General features: G+C 61.1%; 19 protein-coding genes and 1 pseudogene. 8 read left to right on the forward strand and 12 right to left on the reverse strand.

Features of this window, described 5'->3' with window-relative positions; all coding sequences use genetic code 11:
• Positions 1-131: 131 nt before the first annotated feature.
• The 9 genes from B6S01_RS19825 to B6S01_RS19865 form a co-directional block, all read right to left on the reverse strand.
• A complete protein-coding gene (locus tag B6S01_RS19825; protein ID WP_081570627.1) occupies positions 132-3569 on the reverse strand; it encodes an indolepyruvate ferredoxin oxidoreductase family protein in 3438 nt (1145 codons plus the stop codon).
• A gap of 361 nt (positions 3570-3930) precedes the next feature.
• Positions 3931-4911: an NAD(P)H-dependent flavin oxidoreductase gene (locus B6S01_RS19830; protein ID WP_037463691.1), complete on the reverse strand. Its 981-nt coding sequence runs from the start codon at positions 4909-4911 to the stop codon at positions 3931-3933.
• A 45-nt stretch (positions 4912-4956) separates the two neighbouring features.
• A complete protein-coding gene (locus tag B6S01_RS19835) occupies positions 4957-5946 on the reverse strand; it encodes an acyl-CoA dehydrogenase (protein WP_037463688.1) in 990 nt (329 codons plus the stop codon).
• Complete coding sequence (locus tag B6S01_RS19840) at positions 5943-7109, reverse strand: acyl-CoA dehydrogenase family protein (RefSeq protein ID WP_051908111.1); 1167 nt, start codon at positions 7107-7109, stop codon at positions 5943-5945. The genes B6S01_RS19835 and B6S01_RS19840 overlap by 4 nt, the downstream gene beginning before the upstream one ends.
• A 253-nt stretch (positions 7110-7362) precedes the next feature.
• Positions 7363-8112, reverse strand: coding sequence for a crotonase/enoyl-CoA hydratase family protein (locus B6S01_RS19845; protein ID WP_156103326.1), 750 nt, complete (start codon positions 8110-8112; stop codon positions 7363-7365).
• 52 nt (positions 8113-8164) lie between these two features.
• Positions 8165-8926, reverse strand: a complete 762-nt coding sequence (locus B6S01_RS19850) for an SDR family NAD(P)-dependent oxidoreductase (protein ID WP_037463686.1) — start codon at positions 8924-8926, stop codon at positions 8165-8167.
• A gap of 14 nt (positions 8927-8940) precedes the next feature.
• Positions 8941-10119, reverse strand: coding sequence for a thiolase family protein (locus B6S01_RS19855; protein WP_037463684.1), 1179 nt, complete (start codon positions 10117-10119; stop codon positions 8941-8943).
• 75 nt (positions 10120-10194) lie between these two features.
• On the reverse strand, positions 10195-10950 hold the full coding sequence (locus B6S01_RS19860) for an SDR family NAD(P)-dependent oxidoreductase (RefSeq protein WP_037463683.1): 756 nt from the start codon (positions 10948-10950) through the stop codon (positions 10195-10197).
• Positions 10940-12520 carry an AMP-binding protein gene (locus tag B6S01_RS19865; protein WP_051908109.1) on the reverse strand — a complete coding sequence of 527 codons (1581 nt, stop codon included), beginning with the start codon at positions 12518-12520 and terminating at the stop codon, positions 10940-10942. The genes B6S01_RS19860 and B6S01_RS19865 overlap by 11 nt, the downstream gene beginning before the upstream one ends.
• A 274-nt stretch (positions 12521-12794) precedes the next feature.
• On the opposite strand from B6S01_RS19865, the gene B6S01_RS19870 reads away from it, so the two are divergent.
• From B6S01_RS19870 to B6S01_RS19885, 5 genes and pseudogenes are all read left to right on the forward strand, one after another.
• Positions 12795-13763 (forward strand): AraC family transcriptional regulator, encoded by a 969-nt coding sequence (locus tag B6S01_RS19870; RefSeq protein ID WP_051908107.1) that lies wholly within the window; start codon positions 12795-12797, stop codon positions 13761-13763.
• Positions 13764-14292: 529 nt separating this feature from the next.
• Complete coding sequence (locus B6S01_RS21830; RefSeq protein ID WP_231567945.1) at positions 14293-14529, forward strand: transposase; 237 nt, start codon at positions 14293-14295, stop codon at positions 14527-14529.
• A complete protein-coding gene (locus tag B6S01_RS21835) occupies positions 14526-14729 on the forward strand; it encodes a hypothetical protein (RefSeq protein WP_051908104.1) in 204 nt (67 codons plus the stop codon). Before B6S01_RS21830 ends, B6S01_RS21835 begins: the two co-directional genes overlap by 4 nt.
• A 26-nt stretch (positions 14730-14755) precedes the next feature.
• Complete coding sequence (gene tnpB, locus B6S01_RS19880; protein ID WP_197053202.1) at positions 14756-15082, forward strand: IS66 family insertion sequence element accessory protein TnpB; 327 nt, start codon at positions 14756-14758, stop codon at positions 15080-15082.
• Between the two features lie 52 nt (positions 15083-15134).
• Positions 15135-16066 (forward strand): annotated as a pseudogene (locus B6S01_RS19885) (IS66 family transposase); the annotation flags it as partial.
• 258 nt (positions 16067-16324) lie between these two features.
• Here B6S01_RS19885 and B6S01_RS19890 read toward each other — a convergent pair.
• Together B6S01_RS19890 and B6S01_RS19895 are read right to left on the reverse strand one after the other, a co-directional pair.
• Positions 16325-17725, reverse strand: coding sequence for an NtaA/DmoA family FMN-dependent monooxygenase (locus B6S01_RS19890; protein ID WP_081570606.1), 1401 nt, complete (start codon positions 17723-17725; stop codon positions 16325-16327).
• Positions 17726-17943: 218 nt separating this feature from the next.
• Entirely contained in the window at positions 17944-18549 is a 606-nt protein-coding gene (locus B6S01_RS19895) for a VOC family protein (protein WP_081570607.1), read from the reverse strand.
• A gap of 441 nt (positions 18550-18990) precedes the next feature.
• Here B6S01_RS19895 and B6S01_RS19900 point away from each other — a divergent pair, with 441 nt between their 5' ends.
• The 3 genes from B6S01_RS19900 (at position 18991) to B6S01_RS19910 (ending at position 23705) form a co-directional block, all read left to right on the forward strand.
• Positions 18991-19542 carry a VOC family protein gene (locus B6S01_RS19900; protein ID WP_051908095.1) on the forward strand — a complete coding sequence of 184 codons (552 nt, stop codon included), beginning with the start codon at positions 18991-18993 and terminating at the stop codon, positions 19540-19542.
• 226 nt (positions 19543-19768) lie between these two features.
• Positions 19769-20518: an SDR family NAD(P)-dependent oxidoreductase gene (locus B6S01_RS19905; RefSeq protein WP_037463675.1), complete on the forward strand. Its 750-nt coding sequence runs from the start codon at positions 19769-19771 to the stop codon at positions 20516-20518.
• A 667-nt stretch (positions 20519-21185) separates the two neighbouring features.
• The gene (locus tag B6S01_RS19910; protein ID WP_051908094.1) at positions 21186-23705 is read left to right on the forward strand and encodes a TonB-dependent receptor; all 2520 of its coding nucleotides are present in this window, start codon (positions 21186-21188) and stop codon (positions 23703-23705) included.
• Positions 23706-23845: 140 nt separating this feature from the next.
• Here the strand turns inward: B6S01_RS19910 and B6S01_RS19915 are convergent, their stop codons facing one another.
• A complete protein-coding gene (locus B6S01_RS19915; protein ID WP_156103325.1) occupies positions 23846-24676 on the reverse strand; it encodes an IclR family transcriptional regulator in 831 nt (276 codons plus the stop codon).
• Positions 24677-24719 lie beyond the last annotated feature (43 nt).

A 24719-nucleotide genomic window follows, 5' to 3' on the forward strand; every position in this document is an offset into this window, starting at 1 on the left:
CTTGCCGGCCTTGTTCCTTTGCGCATGCCAGGTTCGCTGATCGCGCAAGTTCCGACAGGCTGCTTACGGTCGCCGCCGCCGCGTGCTGCAAGACGGCTGGGTTTGGTAGAAACGGACAGCGGCACTGCGTTTCAACCCCCGATCTTGGCAATCAAGCGGTCGTACTCGGCCTCCATCGCCACGACGCTACGCTCCTTGACCGGACCGTAGCCCCGTACGAGAAGCGGCAGTTTGGCGATCGCGACAGCAGTCGCGTAATCCGCAATGCCCAATCGGTCGAGCAACGCCTCGGTCCGATGGATGTAGTCACGGATTAGTTGCCGCTCCAGCCGACGATCAGCGAACATCCCGAACGGGTCGAACGGGGTTCCACGTAGGAATTTGAACTTGGCCAGCACAGGCAGGACCTTGCCCAGCCAAGGGCCGAACTTCATCTTGATCGGCTCCCCGTCCGACGCCCTGCGGCGGGCCAGCAACGGTGGGGCAAGATTGTAGGAGATCTTGAGATCGCCGGAGAACTGGCTGCGCACCTCGGCCATGCGCTGCGGATCGGTCAACAGCCGGGCCACCTCATATTCATCCTTGTAGCGCATCAGGCGGAACAGTCCATGCGCTACCGCATGGGTAAACCGCTCTTGCGGGTCGGCGTCACGCACCTTTGCCACGAACGCCGAGTATCGATCGGCATACGCTTCGTTCTGAAACGAGGCCAGCAAGGCGCGGCACCGTGCCAGCAGCGCGTCGAGCGGCAACTTTTCGAGCGGCACGACCGGTGCTTCGCTATGCTTGTCGAGCAGCCGCTCCAGTAGAGCCGGATCTTGGGCGAGGAGGCGACCCGCGCGAAACGCGAACAGGTTTTTCAAGCCTGCCTTCGTGCCGGCACCCAGCGCCTCTTCGATCGCGCTGGTCGATACCGGCACGGCTCCTCGCTGCGTTGCATAGCCGAGCACGAGGATGTTGTGATGCGCACCCGTTCCGACCAGCGTCCGCAGCATCGGGCCCGGCTTGACGAACTCGAGACGCTCGCGCGGCAGAACACGGGTCAGATGTTCGGCATAAGGCGACAGTGCCAGGCTCTGATCGGGGTTGGTCTGGAAACTGGCCGTGGGAACCAGCTCCTCGCTGATGAAGGCGCGGGTCCGGCTGGTGGAAACCAGCGGTGTCACCTGCTGGCTGGCCGTGGCGATGATGTCGCAACCGATAAGCAGGTCCAGCTGTCCGCTGGGAATACGGGCCTGATAATCGGCATCGTCATGGGCGTCGAACAATCGGACGTGGCTGTAGACCGGCCCGTTTTTCTGCGCGAGTCCCGTCACGTCGAACGCGCTGATGCGCTTTTCCTCCGCGCGCGCGGCCAGCGCCACGCTGCGCCCGAGCGTGATGACGCCCGATCCACCGATGCCGGCGAAGACAATATTGAAGGCGCCGCTGACCAGCGGACGTTTCGGCTCGACGATCGAGGCGCCCATTTGATCGACCAGATCCGCACTGATGCTCGTGCCGCGCGGCTTGCCACCGGTGATCGAGAGGAATGACGGGCAGAAGCCTTCGATGCAGCTGTAATCTTTGTTGCAGCTTTCCTGATCGAGCGCGCGCTTCCGCCCCTGCTCCGTCTCCAGCGGCAGAATGCTGACGCAATTCGACTTGCGGCTGCAATCGCCGCAGCCTTCGCAGACGTCCGGATTGATGTAAGTCCGCATGTCGGGATCGGGCGCCAGGCCACGTTTGCGCAGACGCCGCTTCTCCGTTGCGCAGCCTTGTTCGAAGATCAGCGCCGTGACGCCCTCAACTTGGCGCAACTCGCGCTGCACTGCATCCAGGTCGGTTCGTGGGCGCACGGTCACGGCGGCTGGAGCGTCGGCGGGGCGAACGCCATCCGTATTGACCAGGACGACCTGCCGCACGCCCTCGGCGATCAGCTGGCCTGCGATCTGCCCGGCGCTGAATTCACCTTCCACAGCCTGGCCGCCGGTCATCGCGGTCGCGCCGTTGTGCAGGATCTTGTACGTGATGCGCGCGTTCGCGGCGACTGCCGCGCGGATCGCCAGCGCGCCGCTGTGCGTATAGGTGCCTTCGCCCATATTCTGAAAGATATGCGGCGTCGCAACATAGTCAGCCAGGCCGATCCAGTTCGTGCCCTCGCCGCCCATCTGGGTTGAGGTGGGCGTGCGCAATTCAGGCACGAACAGCGCCATTCCGTGGCAGCCGATGCCGCCGAACGCCATGCTGCCGTCGGGCAGCTTGGTCGAACGATTATGCGGGCATCCCGAACAGAAGGCCGGCATGCGCGGTGGGGCGCCAACCGGGGCACCGATCGCGTTGCCGTCCAGTTCCAGCCAGCACTTTTCGCTGGCTTCGTCAGCCAGACCGCATGCGATCAGGCGTGAACCCACCGCCCGGGCGATCTGAAGCGGATCGAGCTCGCCATGGTCGGACAATAGCGGCGCGCCGCTGGGATCGAGCTTGCCGGACAGCACCGGCCGCGCGTCATCAGGCATGCGCAGGATGAATCCGCCGATCTGCTCTTCGATCTGCGACCGCTTCTCCTCAACCACCATGACTTCGTCATGCCCGGCGGCGAAGTCGGTGATCGGCGTTTCGCTGATCGGCCAGGCCAGGAGCGGGCGCAGCACACGAATGCCGAGCCGGGCCGCCGCAGGCTCGTCGATGCCGAGCAGGCGCAGGGCCTCGATCGTGTCGACATAGGACTTGCCGGGCGCGATGATGCCAAGCGTACGGCGATCGGAATCTCGCTCAACTCGATAGAGACCGTTTACTTCCGCGAACCGCTTCGCCGCCGGCAATCGATACGCATAGAGCGTCCGCTCCTGCGCCACCGGAACATGGCCTTGCCCAATGTGATAGCCACCCGGCGGGACATCGACCTGGGGGGATACTGTCGCTGCGATCTCGTTCTCGACATTGATCAGGGCATTGGCTTCGATCGTCTCGGTCACGCATTTGATCGCGACCCAGACACCCGAGAAACGCGACATGGCGACTGCCACTGGAACGATATCGCGATATTCTTGCAGATTGGCAGGATACAACACTGGGATGCAGGCGGCGGCCAGCACCTGATCTGACTGGTGCGCGACGGTCGATGATTTCGCGCCGTGATCGTCGCCTACGAACAGGACGACCCCGCCCTTGGGATGCACACCCGCCATGTTGCCATGTTTTAGCGCGTCGCCCGAGCGGTCGACGCCAGGTCCTTTACCATACCAGAACGCCGTCACGCCTTCATAGCGCGGGCCATCCATCAGGTCGGTCTGCTGCGTCCCCCAACAGGCGGTCGCCGCGAGATCTTCGTTCAGACCAGGCTTGAACGTGATCGCCAGCGAAGCGAGGCGCCTGGCGTCCTTGAACAGCATCGAGTCGAACGTGCCTAGTGGCGATCCGCGATATCCCGTGACGAACGCGGCATAGCCCTCGCCATCCAGCTTTCTGGCGGCGACCATCCCCTCCAACAGGGCATCAATTCCGGACAGGAACTTCACGTTGCCCTTGGGAGCAAACTTCTTCTCACCTCCGGTGCCGGACGGAGTCTTGATCGATACGCCAACCATATGCGCTTCCAAGCTTTCTTTGCGAAAAGCACCATTGCGAAAATCTGTGGGTCTGCAAATTCTCGTATGCAGCGTGCACTATCCCGACAATCACGCGGTCTTAGGGACAAGTGCGGGTTCAGTCCGGATGAGTGATCGTCAGCTTGCCACCAACACATTGACCGCCTATGCTGCTGGCGACAGTCTCCAGCGATATGAATAATTCCCGTTATCTCAATGCGTAGCACGCGTACAGTTTAAGCCCTTGCTTCAGCATCTGCCCCAGCCAATTGACACTGCATGTGAAGATCGAGCACTTGCCGCTGCACCATCGCGGTGCTGCCTTCGATCCGTCAAACGACTATCTTCTTGCGTGATGTCGTCAGCCGATCGCAGACGCAAGTCGTCCGCGGATGATCTCATCTGCTTCCGTCATGATGCGGTCGATCAATTCCTGACAGGTCGGAATGTCGTGGATGAGACCCTGAACCATACCTGCCCAGAACACGCCCTTGCTAAGATCGCCCGTCTGCAGCAGTTCGCGCCCTGCCGCGCCCGCAACCAGTTCGCGCACGTCCTCGAACACCGCATCCGGCTTCGCCAAGCGCCGTTGAACCTCCTCCGAGACGGCGCTCCGCCCGACGCGGGCAGTATTGTGGAACTGGCGGAAGATCAGGAAGCTGCCGCGCTCGTCGTTGTCGAGATAGGCTTGCTTCACATTGTCATGGATCGGTGCTTCGCGCGTGGCGCAAAAGCGCGTGCCCATATTGATGCCCTCCGCGCCGAGGGCCAGCGCCGCCACCAGCCCGCGCCCATCGCCGAAGCCGCCCGAGGCCAATAGCGGGATCTTCACCTTGTCGGCAGCGGCGGGGATCAGGATCAGTGCCGGGATGTCGTCTTCACCCGGGTGCCCCGCGCATTCGAAGCCGTCAATGGAGATGATGTCGCAACCGGCTCGCTCGGCGGACAGCGCGTGGCGCACCGCGGTGCATTTATGCAGAATCGTGATGCCATGGGGCTTCAGCATCTCCCAGATTTCACGCACCTGAGCCGTCCCCGCGGTTTCAACGACCTTGACACCGCCTTCGATGATCGCGCGGGCATAGGCCGGGTAATCCGGCGGATTGATCGCCGGCATCACCGTCAGGTTCACGCCGAACGGCTGATCGGTCATGGATCGGCAGCGCTCGATCTCGTCACGCAATGCATTGGGCGAGGGTTGCGTCAATGCCGTGATCAGCCCAAGGCCGCCAGCGTTCGAGACCGCACTCGCGAGTTCGGCATAGCCGACATTCATCATCCCACCCTGGACGATCGGACGTCGGATGGCCAGCATGTCGGTAATGCGAGTCTTGAACGTCACGTTGTTATCTCCCCCACCCTGCCTCGGCTGTGTTCCCTGCCTTTATCACGCGCCCTCCGCGACCTGGTTGATCCAGGCGAGGTTCTGGCGCAGGAAGTCAGCGGTGGTCGGCGTTGCGGCTGCAACGCGCAGACGCCCGAGCTTCCTTGCCCAATAGCTTTCCGAGCCGAAGGCCAGCTGCCACTGCTTCAGGCGCCGGGTATAAAGCTGGAGATCGAACTCCGCCGTCACGCCGATCGCGCCATGAACTGCATGCGCGATGTTGCAGACGATCGTCACCGCCTCGCTCGTACGGCATTTGGCTGCGGCGACCCGCGCCCGGTCGAACCGAGCGCCGGCAAAGGCGCCACGTGCCGCGACTTGGGAGGAGATCACCTGCTCCGCCAAAACCGCGAGTTGCTGCTGGATCGCCTGGAACTTCCCGAGCGGACGGCCGAACTGCTGGCGCTCGCCGGCAAAACTGATCGTCATGTCGAGAACGCGCGCCATGGCGCCGGCCATCTGCGCGCTGGCAACGGCGGCTGCGGCCAATTGCACCGTGTCCGCGCCGGTACCGTCGCCGCTCACCCCGGACCCCAATTTCAGGGCGGCTACCGCGCCTGTGCCGAACAGGTCGGACTCGGTTTCTGCCATGGCAGCAAAGGCGAGCGCGCCGTTTTGCTCCACCAGCGCGTGCGTGGCGAAGCGCGCGCCGGGCACCACATGGCCGGCCCCGGCAAGCACGACGATCGCATAGTCCGGCATAGTCAGGCCGTGCGATGCCGCTAGGCCGCGCGCCACCATCGTTTCGGCAAAAGGTAGCGGCAGGGCATATTCGCCCGCCGCAGAAATCAGCGGAAAGAGTTGCGCCAGGGAGAGGCCTGCCCCGCCGGCGTCCTCCGGCACCGTCGCATCGAGATAGCCGGTTTCCTTGAGCTCCTGCCACAACGCCGCACCGGGATCACCCGCCTCGATGGACCGCACGTTTTCGCTCGTGACCACGTCCGCCAATTGCCGCCGGAAGCTATCGACCAGGAATTCATTGTCGTCGTTCATCGCAGACCGAGCCCCCTGGCAATCATGCCGCGCAGGATCTCGCGCGTGCCGCCGCGCAGTGAAAAGACATGGTTGAGCTGCATCAGAAAAGCGAGCGTCCGCAGCAGATCGGGGTCCGCCACCTTGTCAGGACGCGCCGCGATTGCGTCGGCAATCTCGGCCGGTATCTGCTGCTCGACCTCGGTGCCCAGGTCCTTGAACAGCGCCGCCTCATTCAGCGGCGATTGCCCCTGAGCAAGCAATCCGGTGATCGCCACCGACATTTCCCGCAGCGGCGCCAGTCTGGCTACAAACTTTCCCAGCCGCGCCGCATCGGCCGGGTCTGGATCGTCACCGAGCATGTTGGCCCAAAGATCGAGCAAAACGAGGCTTGAATAGATCCGCTCGGGTCCGCTGCGTTCGAACGCCAGCTCGGCATTCACCTGTTGCCATCCATTGCCTTCGATGCCCACCAGCGCATCCTCGCCAAGCATCACGTCATCGAAAAACACCTCGCTGAAGTCCGAGTCTCCGGTGCCCATCGTGATTGGATTGATCGTCACGCCCGGCAGCGACAGGTCAATCAGAAACTGCGACAGCCCTTTCTGCCGATCTTCCGACGTACCCGACGTGCGTACTAGCGCGATCATGTAGTGAGACTGGTGCGCATAGGTCGTCCAAATCTTCTGTCCGTTGATCTTCCAACCGCCCTCCACCCGGTCCGCCCGCGTGCGCACGCTAGCGAGGTCGGAGCCTGAATTGGGTTCGCTCATTCCGATGCAGAAGAACAGCTCCCCGCGGCAGATTTGAGGCAGGAAAAACGCGCGCTGCGCATCGGTGCCGTAGTGGAGGATCAGCGGCGCGCTCTGTCGGTCGCCGATCCAATGCGCGGCAACCGGCGCGCCGGCTGCCAGCAGTTCCTCCACGACGACGAAGCGGCTGAAGGCATCCAGCCCCGCGCCGCCATATTCCTTCGGCAGGGTCAAGCCGATCCAGCCGCGATCGGCGAACGCCTTGCTGAACGCTGCGTCAAAACCGGTCCAGGTCTTCGCCCGCGTTTGGGGTGGGACGCCTTCGAGCTGGTGAGTGATGAAAGCCTTCACCTCAGCCCGCAGTCCTTCCGCATGGGCGGGGATCACCGTTGGTGGAAAATTGTGGATCGTAAGCGTCAAGGTGGTTGCCATCCTCCGGCGGACATCGCCTGTGATTTCCTCCTCTACAGGGCGCGGGTCGCAGAGGTTCCCAAGGGTGCAAGCCGTATGTCGTCGGAGTGAAAGCCGCCCGATTGCCGACGCGGGTCCGCATGGGGGAAATCTCGACCCTGCCTACTTGGCGGGTCGAATTCGCCGCTGCGCATCACGACGACACAGCGCGCGGGCGCGCAAAGCCGGAGACAGCGAGACGGAGGTCCGACCCCCGCTGCCCGACGCAGGTCGTTCAGTTCCCGGCGAACACCGGCTGTCGCTTTTCCAGAAAGGCGTTGACCGCCTCGTCATGGTCCGCCGTCGTATGACAGAGTGACTGCGCCGCCGCGGAAGCCTCCAGGATCACCGACAGGCTGGAGAGCCGGCTTTCTCGAATGAGCTGCTTCGTCATGCGCACGGCATGTGACGGACTGGCGGCGATGCGCTGTGCGAGTGCACGCGACTCCTCGATCAGCTTGTCGGCGGGGACGACCTTCGAAACCAGCCCGCAAGCCAGGGCCTGCGTCGCGTCGAGCAAGTCGCCGGTCAACGCCATTTCACTCGCCTTTGACCAGCCGACGACTCGCGGCAGCAGCCACGCGCCGCCATCGCCCGGCACGAGGACGAGGACGAGCTTCACGAAACTTTCGGCGAATTTAGCCTGCTCCGACGCGATCCGCACGTCGCACATGCACGCCAGGTCGCAGCCCGCACCGACCGCGGCGCCATTGACGGCCGCGATGACCGGCACCTCGATGATCTCGAACAGCAATGGAAGCCGCTGAATTCCCTGCCGGTAGTTCTGTCGCGTGCGCGCGGGCTGGGCCTCGCCCAATCCATGGCCGGGGCGCATCGAATTGATGTCCCCGCCCGTGGAAAAGGCGGTGCCGGCACCGGTCAGGATCACAACGCGGCAGTCCAGGTCGCGATCAGTTTGCTCGATCAGGTCGCACAGGGCGTCGACCGCCGGACACCCCGATATGGGATTACGCGCCTCCGACATGTTGAGGTCAGCGTGAGGATGCCCTTGGACAGTTCGGAAACGCCAAGTTCGCTCACCGCGGCGCCATCCGAATCGCACCGTCGAGGCGGATCGTCTCACCGTTCATCATCGGGTTTTCGATGATATGGGCCGCCAGCATGCCGAATTCGGTTGGGTGACCCAGGCGCGACGGGTGCGGCACCGACTTGGCGAGGCCGGCGCGAACATCTTCGCGCACCTTTGCAAGGATCGGCGTATCGAAAATTCCCGGCGCGATTGTGCACACGCGAATGGCCCGCCCGGCAAGGTCACGCGCGGCGACCAGCGTCATGCCCACGATGCCTGCCTTTGCAGAAGCATAGGGGATCTGGCCGATCTGACCTTCGAACGCCGCGACCGAAGCGGTCAGGATCACCACCCCGCGCTCCTCATCGACCAGTTCGTTGCTCGCCATCCGGGCGGCGGCCAGGCGGAGCACGTTGAAACTGCCGATCAGGTTGAGCCGGATCACCGATTCATAGGTTTCGAGCGAACCCGGATTGCCTTCCTTGTCGATGACTCGAAGCGCTGCACCACGACCGGCGCAATGCACGACCGCGCGAAGCGACCCGAGTTCCTGCGCTGCGTCGAAGACGGCATTCATCTGATCCGTGTCCGTCACATCGGCTTTGACGAAGCGCGCATCAGCGCCGATCTGCTCGGCGACTTCCTGTCCATTCGGGGCAAGGTCGGCGATCACGACCTTGGCGCCCGCGGCCACCAGGCGCTCCACGGTCGCGCGACCCAGACCCGATGCGCCACCGGTAACCACTGCTACGTTTTTCTTGATATCCATCTTCTTCCACCCGTTCAAAGACGTTCGATGATCGTCGCATTCGCGAGGCCGCCGGCCTCGCACATTGTCTGGAGGCCATAGCGCCCCCCCGTTTCGATCAAGCCATTGAGCATCGATCCCATCAGCCGGGTTCCGGATGCACCCAGCGGATGACCGAGGGCAATCGCACCGCCGCGCGGGTTCAGGCGCGCAGGATCCGATTTGAATTCACGCTGCCATGCCAGCGGAACGGGCGCAAAGGCCTCGTTCACTTCGATATGATCGATGGCATCGATCGTCATACCAGCCTTTTTCAGCACCCGCTCCGTTGCCGGGATCGGCGCGGTCAGCATCAGCAGCGGATCATCACCGATCACGTCGAATGCGACGAACCGGGCCTTGGGCTGAAGACCCAAGCGGTTTGCCGTATTTTCCGACATCAGCAGCGCGGCCGACGCGCCATCCGTGATCTGCGAACTGTTGCCGGCCGTGATGCTCCAGTTGATCTGCGGGAAACGCTCCTTGAGCGCATCGTTGTTGAACGATGTCTTCAATTGACCAAGGCTTTCGGCTGTCGTGGTCGCGCGAATCGTCTCGTCCACTGAGACGACACCCTCGGCCGTCTCGATCGGCACGATCTCATTCGCGAGACCGCCGGCTAGACGAGTCGCTTCGGCGAGCTGGTGGGACCGCGCCGAATACTCATCCATCTCCTCGCGCGTGATGCCCCATTTCGCGGCGATCAGTTCCGCCGACACGCCTTGTCCCACGCTGCCTGGAAAACGTTCTTCATAGGCTTTTCCATGCGGATCGGCACCCATTCGGGCCGAGCCCATTGGCACGCGGCTCATAGATTCGATTCCGCCCGCCAGGACGATGTCGTAAGCCCCCGCCGCGATGCCCTGCGCGGCGAAGTGCACGGCCTGCTGGCTTGAACCGCACCGACGCTCGACCATCGTGCACGGCACGTGAGTGGGGTAGCCGGCGCCGAGCCACGCCGTACGACCCACTGGCAACGCTTGCTCGCCCGCCTGGCTGACGCAACCCATGATGAGGTCATCGACCGAACCGGGATCAAGGCGGTTGCGCTCGACCAGCGCGACCAGCACCTGTCGCAACAGGTCGGCCGGGTGGACGCTCGACAATATTCCGCCTGGCTTGCCGCGGCCCATCGGGGATCGAGCGATATCTACGATTACGGGAGAGTTATACATTTCTTGCCTTTCCAAGCAGAACCGGGCGATCAAAGAACAGTCTGAAAGTCGATGTCATGACGTTAGATGGGAAGATCAAAGTTCCAGCCCTCCAGAAACATAAAGCGTGTTCCCTGTAACGTAACTGGACTGATCAGAAGATAGATAATGAACCGCCGTGGCCATTTCATCCGCTGTTCCCCGGCGCTTCATCGGAATTGCTTCGATAATGGCGCGTGCGCGTTCTTCCCCGATCTTGTCAAGGATCATCTTGCCCAGGCCACCCCCAACGAAACCGGGGGCCACGCAATTCGCGCGCACGCCGTTGCGCCCCTCTTCCACCGCGATCCCGCGCACTAGCGCCTGCAATCCCGCCTTGGGCGCGACGGAGAGGATATCGCGCGGCGGCGACCGACTGACGCCTGCCGTCAGCACGGCGACGATCGTGCCGCGCGCTTCCCTGATCCTTGGCAATGCGGCGTGAATGGCATTGAAGCCGCCGATCAAATCCTGCTGCATGACCCGCGCCCATTCCGCCGGTTCGATCTTGGCGATCAGATCGTAATCGAAGCTCGGCCCGGCGGCGTAGACAAAGCTGTCCAGCGCACCGAATCGCGCCGCGATGCCATCGATGAACTCGGTGACTGCCGCAGGGTCAGTCAGTGCGATCCGTTCCGCCACGGCCGCCGCTTCGAGCGCTTCAAGCCGCGCGATCAGATTTGCGGCTACCGCTTGATTGCTATGATAAGTGAACGCCACGTCCATGCCATGGGACGCAAGCTTCAGGCATATGGCTTGGCCGAGCACGCCCGAACCACCAACCACCAGCGCCGTTTTACGTTTAGCCGCCATTGCGCACGCAATATGCATCCTGCGCACCGGCGGTGGCAGCCGCATCGCGAAGGATGCGCCGAAGCACCTTGCCGGTGGCATTTCGCGGCAATGCGTGGGTGACGATTACCTGCTTGGGGCATTTGTAGCGGGCCAGCCGCTCGCGCAGTCCCTCCTGCAGCAGTTCGGCATCGAACGCGACGGTCGCATCATCGTCCAGCACCAGATAAGCGACGACCGCCTCCCCCCACCGCGCGTCCGGGTGACCAACCACCGCGCACTCCCTGACTGCTGGATGCTCGAGTATCGCGGCCTCGACCTCACCGGGATAAACATTCTCGCCACCCGTTATGATCATGTCCTTGCGGCGATCCAATATGATTAGCCTTCCGTCGTCCTTGAGCTCGCCGATGTCGCCCGTCTTCAACCACCCGTCAGCGTCGATCGCGTCCGCAGTCTCGGCCTGACGCTGCCAATAACCTGCCATTACGCCGGAGCCGCGCAGCATCACTTCGCCCACGCCGTGGGGTTCAAGCGCCCCGCTGGCGAAGTCGGCGACGCGCACTTCCACATCGGGCAGTGCGACTCCCGCCGAACGCAGGACGGCCGGATCAGCGGAATGATGGTCGTGCGGCCACAGCGCCAAGGCGGCGCCGGTACTTTCCGTCAATCCATAGAGTTGGACCAGATCGCAAGCGAAATGGGCGCGCACTTCCTGCAGCAAACGCTGCCCGATCGGCGCGCCGCCATAGCTGATGCAGCGAAGACCGATCGCGCGCGGTCTGGCTGCCTGTTCCTGAGTCAGCATGTCGAGCGCGGCCGGCACGACGAACATCCTCGTCACGCATTCCTTTTCGACGATCGCCAAGATATCGGCCGGGTTGAAATCGCGCTCTATGATGCCGTGCGCGCCATAACTCAGGCCATACAACGCCCAGCCCGTTCCGCTGATATGCGCGACCGGCATCGAGATCAGACTAGCGTCGTCACCCTTCCAACAAGCCCATGGTAGGCCAGCCTGCTTGTCCAGAAATCGCTGGCGAAGCAGGTTGCGGTGAGTCAGCATGACTCCCTTGGGCTCCCCCGTCGTTCCTGACGTATAGATCTGCACAACGACGTCCCGCTCGTCGTCCGAGCGCTGTGGGACTGACGATCCACCGTGTCGCCAATGGTTGAGGGGATCGCCATGAACGCCGATCGACCGTACGATCGCCGGGTCGAGCAGCGCGGACTTAGGCACGTCGGCTTCTGCGAACATCAGGCGCAGACCGGCGTCGGTGACGATGGCGGCAACTTCGCGCGGGGAAAGCTGCCATCCCACGGGAACCATCACCGCCCCTATTCTCGCCGCGGCGAAGAGCAGCTCAAAATAGGCGAGGCTGTTCCGTCCGATATAGCCAATTCGGTCCTCAGCACCGATGCCCTCGAACACCAGACCCCGAGCCACTTCCAGCACCGACGCATCCAGCGCTGCATAGGTAAGCGCGCGCTCCCGGTCGCTAAGCGCGATTGCGTCAGGCTGGCAGGCGGCCTGATAGGCCAGCAGTGCGCTCAGCGTTGTATAAGGCTGCCAGTCGGCCGTCACGGGCATTTGGTCAATCTCTCCATGACGTCGGCAAAAGGAGCCGACGCCTGCTTGTGCCGCTTGGCTGGGGCGGCGCCACTCTAGGGGACGGCTATCGCCGCATTTTGCTGGGACGGCAGGCAGACTTGCGTGTCAATGCACGACGGCGCATGCCAGTTTCGAGCATCTCATTGTAGCCCCGCTTTACCAAAGTCGCGCAAGCAGTTACTGATCGCACCGATAAGCGTGCTGAACGCGCAATGGGCCAGACAATCTGTTGGACGGCCTTAGGAGAGAGATCATGGAAACGACGACGCAAATTGCCGCCTCCGTCGACGAACTGAGGCCATTGATCGAGCAGCGTTATTACCGGGGTGACACCTATGGAAGCGGCACGCCCGACGCGCGCTTCACACTGAGGTCGGTGCAGGCGGGTCTGCTGCCGGTGACCCAGTTTGCGGGCGGGCACTTGGGCCTGCGCCGCACCTGGAACCATATCCGTGAAAATCCGAGTGATGTCTACGTTATATGGTTCCCGATCGAGGGCGCAATCACCGTCACGCAGGATCTCGCTCATGATACAAAGGTCGAGAGCGGCGAGTGCATGATCAGTTGTGGCGACAGACCGTTCCACGTGCGCACGATCTCAGCCGATGCTGCCAACATCAATCAAATCCACGTGATCGTACCGTCACACATCATTCGCTCCCGCCTGCCCAATGTCGACAGGCTGTGTGGGCGTGGCTTTTCCGGTCGATCCGGCGCTATCAAGCTCGGGGCGGAACTATACAGGCTGATGCTGTGCGAAGCGCAGGACATATCGATGGGCAGCTTGTCCAATCTCAGCCTAGCCGCCTTGGACGCGGTTTGCGACGGCATGCGCTTTGTAACGGTCGACCAACCGACTCAGATCGACAACAATAAAATGCATCTGGAGCGGACGCTGCGTTTCATTGACCAGCATCTATCCACGCAAGGGCTGACCGCCGAGAGGGTCGCTAAAGGTTGCGGCATGTCACGCCGCTACCTGCATTATCTGCTGAGTAACAACGGTATTAGCTTCGGCAACTATCTGTGGGAAGCACGGCTGCAGCAGGCGTGCCAATGGCTTAGCGATCCTGAATTTCGGCACTTCAACATAGTCGACATTGCATATATGTGCGGGTTCCGCAGTGCTTCGCATTTTAGTAATGCGTATCGCGCACGTTTTGGCGTTTCTCCTCGAGATGCCCGGATGGACGCTGAGGTGCCGGTTCGACTAAACTCGTAGAAGTCGCGCTGTCCGGCGTCTGCAGGGCGACGGTGGAGACCACGTGGAAATCGGCATGGCCCTGCGTCGGATAGATTGGGGCAGCTTTTGCTTATCGTTGGCCAGCCGATTTAGTCTTAGCTCGCGTTCGAGCTGAAGATGCTGGTCAGCCGAACCTGGACTTCGCGTCCTCACGGATCTCGAAGATCAGGTCGGATCGCTTGGCTATTTCGGCGAGAAGTTCGAGAACGAGCAGAAGGAAGGCTCTGCGCTCGACCGCGTCGTGCTGATCGCCGATGTCGAGGAGAAGGCGACCGGCGAGCTGACGCTGTTGGCCAGTTTCCCAGCCTCGAACGCTTCATCTCATAAGGGTCGATCCGCCAGCGCAACTTGCGTGGCCGCGGCCAGGATCTGCGGCTGTTGCCTGGGGACCGCAATGGTCCTTAGCACCGCAGGGGCGAGGCGTAAGCGAAGCCGCAGCCCCACCTTGCGGGCGTGAAGGGTAGCGCTGAGTCTGCGCGTCCTGATCAGGACGGAGGACGCTGGTGCTATGACGATGCCATGTGACGATGCTGGCACTAGCAAGGTTCAGCCGTTCGAGGTTTTCACCGGCGCAGGCCAGCGGCGGGACTGGCTGCCAGAATCGAAGGCCGCTATCATCGCGGAGAGCTATTCCAAGCAGGAGACGGTCTGCGCCGTTGCCCGTCGGCACGGCCTTAGCCCATCGCAGCTGTTCACCTGGCGGCGGCGTAGGCCCACGGCGTTGCGCTGCCAGTCGTCCCCATGATGGCGCCCGCGTTCGTTCCCGCGATTATCGAGGAGCCACCGTCGGTCGAACCGGCTTCGGCGAAGCGCCTGCGGAAGCAGGCGCGTGCAAAGGACGGCGCGGTCGAGCTGGAGATTGACGGCGTAGCGGTGAAGATCGGTCGCGGCGCAAATGCTGGCATTATCGTGGCGATCATCGAAGCGCCCAGGGCGACGCGATGATTGGACCAGGAGTTGGTGCACGCGTCATGGTAGCGACCCGCCCTGTGGATTTTCGCAAAGGGCCGGACGCCATGGCGGCGCTGGTGAGCGCAAACTATGGCGGTGGTGCATTTTCTGGCGTGATCTACGTCTTTCGAGCCAAGCGCGCCGATCGGATCAAGTTGATATGGTGGGATGGGATCGGGCTATGCCTGATGGCTAAGCGTCTGGAACAAGGCGGCTTCAAGTGGCCCAGTATTCAGGATGGCGTGATGCGTCTTTTTGCCGCTCAGTTGGGTGCGCTTCTGGAGGGATTGGACTGGCGCCGAGTTCATGGCGGCCGTCGACCACAAGCTCCGCAGATTGCCGGTTGACAGGGCTTTTCGCTCCTGATTAGCTGCGCTGAACTTCGTTTTTCCTGTCGTCATGCCCACGCAAGCGGTCCAGCCCGACGACATTTACGCGCTCCGTGCGCTCGTACTGGAGCAGTTCCGGATGCTGGCGCAGGAGCGGGCCGCATCTGAGGTCCGACTGGCGGAGCTGAACGTCGCCACGGGCGAAGCAAACGCTGAGATCGAATGCCTCCAGTCGATCACCAAGGCCTTCATGCGGCATCGTTTCGGCCGCCGGTCCGAACAGCTCGATGCCGATCAGCTCCAGCTGGGACTGGAAGATGTCGAGATCGCCCTTGGGCACGCCTGCGCGGCCAGAGAAGCTGTCGCGCCGCGTTCCCGCAGCGATCAGCCCCGCAAGACCAACCGCAGCTCATTGCCCGCGCATCGCGAGCGGATCGGACAGATTGTCGATATCGACGATAAGCCTGTCCTGTGCCTGTCGAAGGGGCCTGCCCTTGCTGCAGGGGACCGCTCCACAAGATCGGCGAAGACGTCGCGGAGCGCCTGGTCGTCGCGCCCACCACCTTCCGCGTGCTGGTGACGCGCCGCCCGCGCTATGGCTGTCGCTCGTGCGAAGGCGCGATCGTCCAGGCGCCCGCTCCGGCGCGGATAGTCGAAGGCGGGATCCTGACCGAAGCGCTGATCGCACAGTTGCTGGTGTCGAAGTATGCCGATCATGTTCCGCTATACCGGCAGGCTTAGATCTATGCTCGACAGGATATCAGGCTCGATCGCTCCACCCTGGCGGGCTGGGTGGGTCGGGCAGCATGGTATCTGCGGCCGCTGCGCGACCCGACCCTTGAGGAGGTGCGGCGAGCCGAGCGCTTGTTCTCCGACGAGACTACCGCGCCGGTGCTTGATCCAGAACGCGACAGAACGAAGACCGGTCAGCTATGGGCCTATGCCCGCGATGATCGACCATGGGGTGGCGCAGGTCGACCGATGGTCGCCTATGTCTATGCGACAGGCGGCCTTTTGCAAAAGGCCACTCCGTCGCTTGATCCAGCAGGCAACGAACCATCATGAAAGGGGCCAGTCTTAGGTGTCGCTAAGGGGCCTCTTTCCGATGTCGCTTGAAAACAAGCTCCGAGCCAGCAAAGTCACACCTCCGTAGGCACACGCGGCCTAAGGTGTTCGACAAACTCCGCGCCAGGGTGTTCGCCCGGTTGGCGGAGCTGGTCGACCAGATGACCAATAAGCCGCGTCTGCGAGCACGCGCGATTAGCCCGTGCTCTCCGCCAACGCCGCACCGGTGCGTGCCTCGGCGTCCTTACGGGCACGGAACTGCGCCGCAGGGTGTCGCTCATTCAAAAGGGGACCCGACTCGCTCTCCGTTCCGGCGAACAGCTTTTCACGGAATGTCCCAGGAGCATACTCTGATTGCATAAGTCCACGTTTCTTTAGAACCGGGCAAACATGGTCTATGAAGCCGTAAACTTCGTGCGTGCCGGTCATCTGCTGGTAATTTATACCATCAACACCCGCGTCGAGAAATGTTTCAACTTCGTCCGCCGCCTGGTCGGGAGTACCGACGAACCGGTTTAGCGCAAGCACCATGGCCACATCGCGGAAGGTTCCCTGCTTGTCCGGATAGCTCTCCGCAACTTGCCGGAACAGGCCCTGGATCGCATCGCTCTGGAAATCACCGAACGGCTTGTCCATGTCCACTTGGCTGAAATCCACGCCCATGATTGAGCTCATGTAGGCAGTGACGTATTCGGTATCTCTGAGAAACTGCTGAAGCTCGCGATCCTTGCGGCGGGCTTCTTCCTCAGTCGATCCGATGACGTAGTTCCGCCCGACGAAGAACTGCAGGTCAGTCGGCTTGCGCCCAAAACCTTTAAGCCGCTGAACCATGTCGCGGCGAAAATTGGCGAATGTGGGCAGGGGATTGTCGCCGTTGCCGACGAAGAAGATGGCTTCGGAGTGGCGCGCGGAGAAGTCGCGACCGTTACTGGACGAGCCGGCCTGAAACAACACCGGCACCCGCTGTGGCGATGGCTCCACGCCGTGGATGCCCGGAACCCTGTAGAACTCGCCCTTATGCCCAATCGGGTGGACTTTGGACGGATCGCCGAAGATCCCCGTCGCGACGTCGCGGACCACGGCTCCGTCCTCCCACGAGCCCTCGACGAGCTTGTAGAGCACGTTGACGTATTCTTCCGCCCGACGATAGCGGACTGCGTGAGGCTCTACATCGTCATAGCCCAGGTTCTGCCATGCCGATTTCTGGAACGAGGCCACGATGTTCCAGCCAATCCGGCCATTCGATAGATGATCGAGGGTGCTCACTCTGCGGCTGAATTCCGTAGGGTGAGTCTGGATGACGTTGGCGCTGAATACGAACCCGAGGTTCTGGGTGACCGACACCAGAGCGGCGGTCAACGTGACGGGATCGGCAACAGGAAACTGGAGTGCAAGCTCGATAGCCGGAGCCGTCGAATTCTTGTAGGTATCGTGGACACCGTTGAAATCGGCCCAGAAGAAACAATCGAACTTGGCTTCCTCGATCTTTCGGGCGAGCTCGATCCAATGCGAGAGGTTCGTGTAATCGAAATTGATCGCCTTCGGGTGATGCCAATGGCTCGGAGGTCCTGCCCCCGGGCAAAAGGTCGAAAACATGGAGAAGCGCATTCGCCTTGACTGAGCCTGGGACAACGAAACCTCCGTAGAGTAAATTTCACGGACCGACAAAGAAGGCCATAGCTCCCTTCGCGGGGGCCAAGATCAAACACAAGCTCGAAAGGGTAATCCACCCGATAAACGAGTTAATCTTCAGCAACGGATCTCTCGGCATCCCGTGCGCTGAGGTATCAATGCTATTTAGCGTCACCGTTTTATCAATCAATTTGCAGCACCGAGGTGTGATCTCGGCTAATCTGAGCGGAATCATCGCCGAACAGCTCGCCAAAATCGCGCACTGGCCGTTCACCCCGCCATTCGGAGCGCGCCTTCCGCATGCGATCGCTGAACTCGGGCCACCACTGCGGAGCATCTAGTGCTTCTATGTAAGGCGCTAAGATGTCATCCGATTCAAGATAGCAGAAGCGGTGCCCCATGCTGTTGCGCGCTTGGTATGCGATCTTAGCGCCGCCGTCGATCAGCCGCTTCACCAATGCGTCGTAGGACTCCTCCCCGCCCAGCATGATGTGATGGTAGCTCCCGCCTACCGGCGGCGTCGGATGGGTGGCAAGGAAATCATTGTATGGTCCCTGAGCATCATTGGTCGGTTCGATCAATTCGATCTGCACGTCGCCGTGATAGCCCAAAGCGACAATCATCTCCAGATTGGTCGGCTTACCCTTGTGGATCTCGTCCTGCAGAGGGAACACGCCACGAAAGAAAGGCCCCGCACCCAACACGTTGATCCAGAAATCCAGGGCGGAATTCATCCCGCCGGGCTTAACAAGGTAAGCTAACTGAACAATATCGGTCTTTGTCATCATCTTCTCCCGAAGGCTTCCATGTCACACGGATCACTACGCGGCGCAATTCCGTTGAAGGGGAGGTGAGTCGCTTTACTTGATCCGCGGCAATGGCGGCATCGAGCTGAGCGAATTAACCCTCCCCTTACGATACTAAACCTGGCCTTTACAACCTCGGTTTCTTATGCGCCATCGAGCTGCAGACACTGGATTCGTTTGGTCGAATACTGTTCATGGCACTTAGCATTGGTATAAGGCATAGGCGTAGAACCTGAGATTATCTCTCCATGCGCACCAACGATTGGGCTACGACCTCACCCGACTGCCGTTCCTGCGATTGCTATCGACTCCCGGGGTAAATGCAACTACTCATTTCACCATAAGGCGTATGTTCTGATATTAGAATTGCCGCGTTCTATTACCTTTCGCGTTGATGAATGAGGCCTGAAGCGGGGAGTATCCATGAACGAGCTTGTAAACAGTCGAGGTGCGGGCCTTCCGATCGTCCAAGTGGCCTGGGTGGTGGACGATCTCGAGCGGGCAATGTCGCAGTGGTTGAAACGTGGCGTAGGTCCGTTCTTCACTCTTGATGTCGACTTGCCGAATGTTTTGTACCGCGGTCAGCCGAGTTCCCTCATTATGTCGCTCGCCATGGCTCAGGCCGGCCCCGTCCAGATCGAGCTCATCCAGCAGATCGGTGAAGAACCTTCAGTCTACACCGAAGGGGCCACTTGCGGAGCCGCAGGCTTTCACCATCTTTGTCGGGCGCTCGGCGCTTATGACGAGACCGTTGCAACACTGAGAGACGAAGGCATCGTCATCGTTACGGAGGCACGATTTGGTGAAAACGGACCTCGGTTCTGCTACGCAGATACGCGGGATACCCTCGGATGTTATCTGGAGATTGCTGACGATTCCGAAGTCGGCCGGAGGATGTACGCAATTGTCGATGACGTTGGCAAAACGTGGAACGGACAAGATCCGATCCGGCGACTCGAGCCCCTACTCGCCTGAAGTTTTTGGATCGAACGTGAACCGCCTCAGGGTTGCCTGAGGTCGCAACGCCTGAAATGAAGAGGCCAAGATAAGGCGAGACGATGAGCCGCGCGTCTTTGGCGCCCGGTCTGAAGCGACCCAGGACGTCGGTCCGGCGTCGACTAGGTGTCCAAGATCGAGGTGCAGGTCTCGCAACCCGAAGATGGTTGGACGAAACTCCCAGAACGTTGAGGATCGATAGAAAATGAGAGAGCTGAACAAGGTTGTCATTGTCACCGGTGGTGCCAATGGAATCGGCGAGGCGACGGTTCGTCTGCTTGCAACGTCTGGCGCGAAGGTCGTCATTACGGACGTGGATGCCGAGGGCGGCGAGCAGCTTGCGGGCGACCTTGGCGATGCGGCAGTCTTCTGCCGTCATGACGTGGGCGAGGAGGCCGACTGGAAGACGGTCGTCAGCCTGGCCGAAAATCGCTTCGGGCGGATAGATGGCATGGTCAACAATGCCGGCATCTTCATCGGAGCCAATATCGCGGATCTCGACATCGAAGCCGCGGCCAAAGTGATCCGCATCAACCAGATCGGCCATCTTATCGGAATGAAGCATGTAGTTCCCGCGATGCGCCGGGCCGGCGGAGGATCGATCGTGAACGTCGGATCAGAATCCGGCGCCCGCGCGATGCCCGGAATGATCGTCTATGCCGGGACTAAGTCAGCGGTCGCCGGCCAAACGCGCACGGCATCGGCCGAGTTGGCCAGCGAGGGGATACGGGTAAATATGGTCATGCCCGGACCGATTCTTACGCCGATGATGAGAGCCTTTGGTGGCGACAAGGTGCAGGAAGTCGCCAACCTCATTCCCATTGGGCGGCTGGGTACGCCAGCAGACATCGCAACGATGATCGCTTTCCTGTTATCGGACGATGCTGGCTTCGTGACGGGAGCAGAGATTGCGGTAGATGGCGGACGTATCGCAGCGCCGATCGTGTTTGGCTAGGCACAAGCCGAGCGAGACTGGGCCGTCTCTGCAGCTGACGGCCCAAACCGTATATCTGCCACCCCAACAGATAAAGTACTGATTGCCGAGCCGATCTCCGATCGCGCGTCACGGTCCGACGCCCGAATGTTGCAGCGGCGGCTCCCAAAGGCTTGACCAACCCGCGCTGTCGGGAACACTTCCAGGGAGAGCAACAGCGAAGCTCGAAAATCCTCGCACTATTCGGAGATCCGGCTTGACAATGAATTGTCGCATATGAACTTCTGGCTGCCTTCAGCGGATTGCTTGCTCAGCGTCCCGGCACTGCGCGAAGACTACGACCCTGTGCCCCCACAACACCGTAGGTGTAGCGGTGCAGCGGTATCGGGCGTTGGCGAGATCGTGCCCATCGGCGGCATTCGTGCACTCCGAACAGCGGCACGAGTTCGCCGGCTAAACAACAACACCGACGCGCCTTAATGTCATGGCCGCATCGCAGATAATTCTGCCCTCAGAATTGTTATCCCGTCTGAAAATTGTAAGTTGCAATTCGGCGAGAAGTTGGCAACAAGGGCGCAGATGGTAGCGACTGGAACGGGCAAAGCTCGACAGACGCGTGGGCTATGCTGAGGATCAGCGGGCAACCGCCAATTGAGCAGCGGCTTGAACCGAACAGGGGAGGATTTCAATGGGCGGCATCCGTCTTTCAACCATTGCACGGGCGTTGATGGCTTCTACCGCGCTGGTGGCGACCCCAGCGCTCGCGCAGTCTGCTCGAACAGCCGAAGCTATTTCGTCGGCCGACCAGACGGCGGGGCCGGGCGAGGCGGAGCGGCAAGGCGGGCTTTCCGACATCATCGTCACCGCGCGCAGGCGCGTCGAAAACATCCAGAACGTGCCGGTTGCGGCGACGGTCGTTTCCCAGGAGCAAATCGAAAACTTTGGCATCTCGTCAATCGAAAAGGTGGTTTCGCTTGCGCCGCAGCTTATTGTCGGACGTAGCGGCTCGGGCAACGGTGCTTCGATCGGTCTCCGCGGCATCAGTGTGAATGCCTCGTCGCTCAGCCTCGAGCAGTCAGTCGCCGTCGTGGTCGACGGCGTTTACTACAGCGGTGGCCGCATGCTCAATCTCGGCCTGTTCGATCTTCAGCAGGTGGAGCTCCTGAAAGGGCCGCAGTCGCTATTCTACGGCAAGAACACGACGGCAGGTGCGCTATCTTTTACTACGGCGGATCCGACGCCGAGCCTCGAGGGCATGGTTCGCGTCGGCTATGAATTCCGCGGCGAGAACCCAAGCATCGAAAGCTTTGTCTCCGGCCCATTGAGCGACACGCTTTCGTTCCGCGTGGCGGGAAGGTTTTCCAAGCAATTTAAGGCGCTGATTGAGAACGTTTCGATCGGGGGCCAGCACGTAACGAAAGACATTGTCACTGGCCTTGCAACCGTTCACCCCTATCCAGCCGCGGTAGACGACGGCGAGCGCAGCGCGACTTTTCGCGGCACACTGAAGTTCCAACATGAAAATCTCTCGGCCACGCTCAAGGCGACCTACAACAGCTACTTCTCTCAAACGCCGAACAGCAGCACAGTCATCGGGGTCTGCGAACAAGGCTTCGTTCAAAGCGATCCCACCGCCCCCTGCGGCCGGGTCTTTAAAAACGTACAAGGCGCCCTGCCGCCAGACATGGCGGCGATACAGGAACTCCGCGCCGATCGTAATGGCGGTCGCACGTTCCTGGACTTCAAGGCGTTTAACACGACGCTGAACCTTGAATACGAGCTTGAGGACGTTTCCTTCAATTTGGTTCCTGCCTACACTACCTGGACGACCTACTTGCTCGGCGATTCCGACTATACTGAAAGGAACCTGACGCGCCCCATCGCGCTGGGAGGTAGCGGCGGCAACATCGGTGGCAACCTGGAAAAGCAGAACGCCTTCTCGATCGAGGCGCGTGCCCGGACACAATTCGACGGCATGATCAATGCCATGGTGGGTGGCTATTATCAAGATTCGGACCTCTACCTCGAACAGGCGTTCTTGAATGCCGGGGGGCCTGAGAACTCGGCCGCACCACGCCCGGAATGGCGCTACTTGACCGTGCGCAAGTCAAGTCACACATTCGGCAAGACCTATTCGGCATTTGGCCAGATCTTGGTGGACATCACGCCCGAACTCAACATCGCGGGCGGTGTACGATATTCGCACGAGACGAAGGATCAGCAACTTTCGCAGCCGTACGCCCATCCAGCCGCGTCGGGATCGTTCGTGGAGAAGACGTTCACTCTTACCCAGAAATTCGACAACACGTCACCGGAAGCTACAATAACATACAAACCGAATCGGAATCTCACAATCTACGCCAGCTACAGGACTGGCTACAAGTCAGGAGGCTATTCCATTTCTGGTGCGATCGGGCCAACGACAACTATATCGGACGCGGATTTCGAGCCTGAGAAGGTCAGCGGCTTCGAGGGCGGTATCAAGAGCACGCTGCTCGACAATCAACTGCGCCTAAACTTCAGCGTGTACCGGTACAAGTATACGGGCCTTCAGATCGATTACTTCAACCCGTTGACCCTCCGGTTCCTGACACTAAACGCCGGCTCTGCGCGTACCCAGGGCGCCGAACTCGATCTCGAGTACGCCCCATACAGCGTCCCTGGCTTGTCGCTGCGCGGGTCGGCGGCTTATACGGACGCCAATTATCTGCAGTTCCCTTTCGCACCATGTCTGTCCGGACAGACGCCCGCGGAGGGCTGCACTCTCAATCCGAACCCGACGACCGGTGCCTTCACTGCACAAAGTCTAGCGGGCCAGGAGATGCCGCAGGCCCCCAAGTTCACGGGGACGCTCGGTGTGGATTACGAAGGGCCTGTCGGCAGCAATGGGATGAAGTTCGGTATATCGCTGAACGGTCGCTACAGCAGCCGGTACAAGACTTACGCCTTCGCTCGCGATGATGCCGCGCGCTTCTACCAAAATGGTTACGCCGCGCTGGATGCGAGCATTCGGTTGTCCGGCAAGGATGACCGTTGGGAGTTGGCGATTCTGGGCAAAAACCTGACTAACCACTTCATCCAAGCGGCTGCGTTCGATCTTACCGGCACTGGAGCGCGCGCCGGATTGCCGACGGGCGTCCACGCAGATGTCCGCAGCTCGGTGTACGATCCGCGCACTGTGACGGTGCAAGCGACGGTCCGCTTCTGAGCCGTCGTAGGCTTGGCTAGGCAAGAGCAGCCTGCCTCGCTCGTTCTCCATTGCCTGCAAGTCCGCAGGGAATGGAGGCGAGTTCGTTCTTCAGCAGAATGAACTTGGATCGCAGAGGGCATGCGACGCGGCCCTGCCCGTCAGCCGAGCTTGCCGCACCATTCGACCAGGCCGCGACCAATCCGACCGATCTCTTCGTCGCTGCGTGAGCCGGCGAATACCGACAGCGACAGCAGGAAATCGGAGCAGGATGCCGGAAGGGCCACAGCAACCGAACAGATGCCGGCGTGCAATATCCCGTCATCTACCGCGAAGCCCCGCTCACGAGCCAGTTTGACCTCCTGGATATAGCGATCGACGCTGATCGGCCGCTCCCAACGGGTCTCTGCAAAACGCAATGCGAGGACATCATCGTCCACTCCTTGAACGGCCGACAGGATGCGGCCCACGACCCCGCCACCGAGTGGCTGGCGTTGCTCTGACGCCATCTGGATACGCATGGGCGCGCCGCTCTCCACATGTGTGACCAGCTTCAGGCGCTGCCCGGCAACCTCTTTCCAAAGGCCGATCGTCGCCTCGTAGGTCTTGCTGATTTTCTGCATGGTCGGCCGCAACCGATCGATCATGCGCTGCATCCGATCGGTGCTCAGCGGGCCCGCGGCGGACCACTCCGGCGTCAAGCGATATAACTTGGACGCAGCGCACCGTTCGAGCGCGCCCTCCGCCACAAGTGTGCGCAAGATGGCGAGGCAACTAGATGCGCTCAAGCCCTGCAAGCGCGCCACGTTGGACAACGAAAGTGGGCCGCGCTCACTAAGCAAACGCAGGATGGCAAAAGCCTGGGACACGGATCGAACCTTGCACATAACCACTCCGATGTTTTCAGCATTATGAAATTGTAATAGAGATGTTGCACAATGTCGCAAAGCGCATAAAAGGCGCTTCACGGTCGCGGCGTCTGTCGGCTGCACTTTGATCGAATCCCGCAGTTAATGTGTCGGTGATCGACGATGC

The sequence above is a fragment of the Sphingobium herbicidovorans genome (genome assembly GCF_002080435.1).
GTDB classification, from domain to species: domain Bacteria; phylum Pseudomonadota; class Alphaproteobacteria; order Sphingomonadales; family Sphingomonadaceae; genus Sphingobium; species Sphingobium herbicidovorans.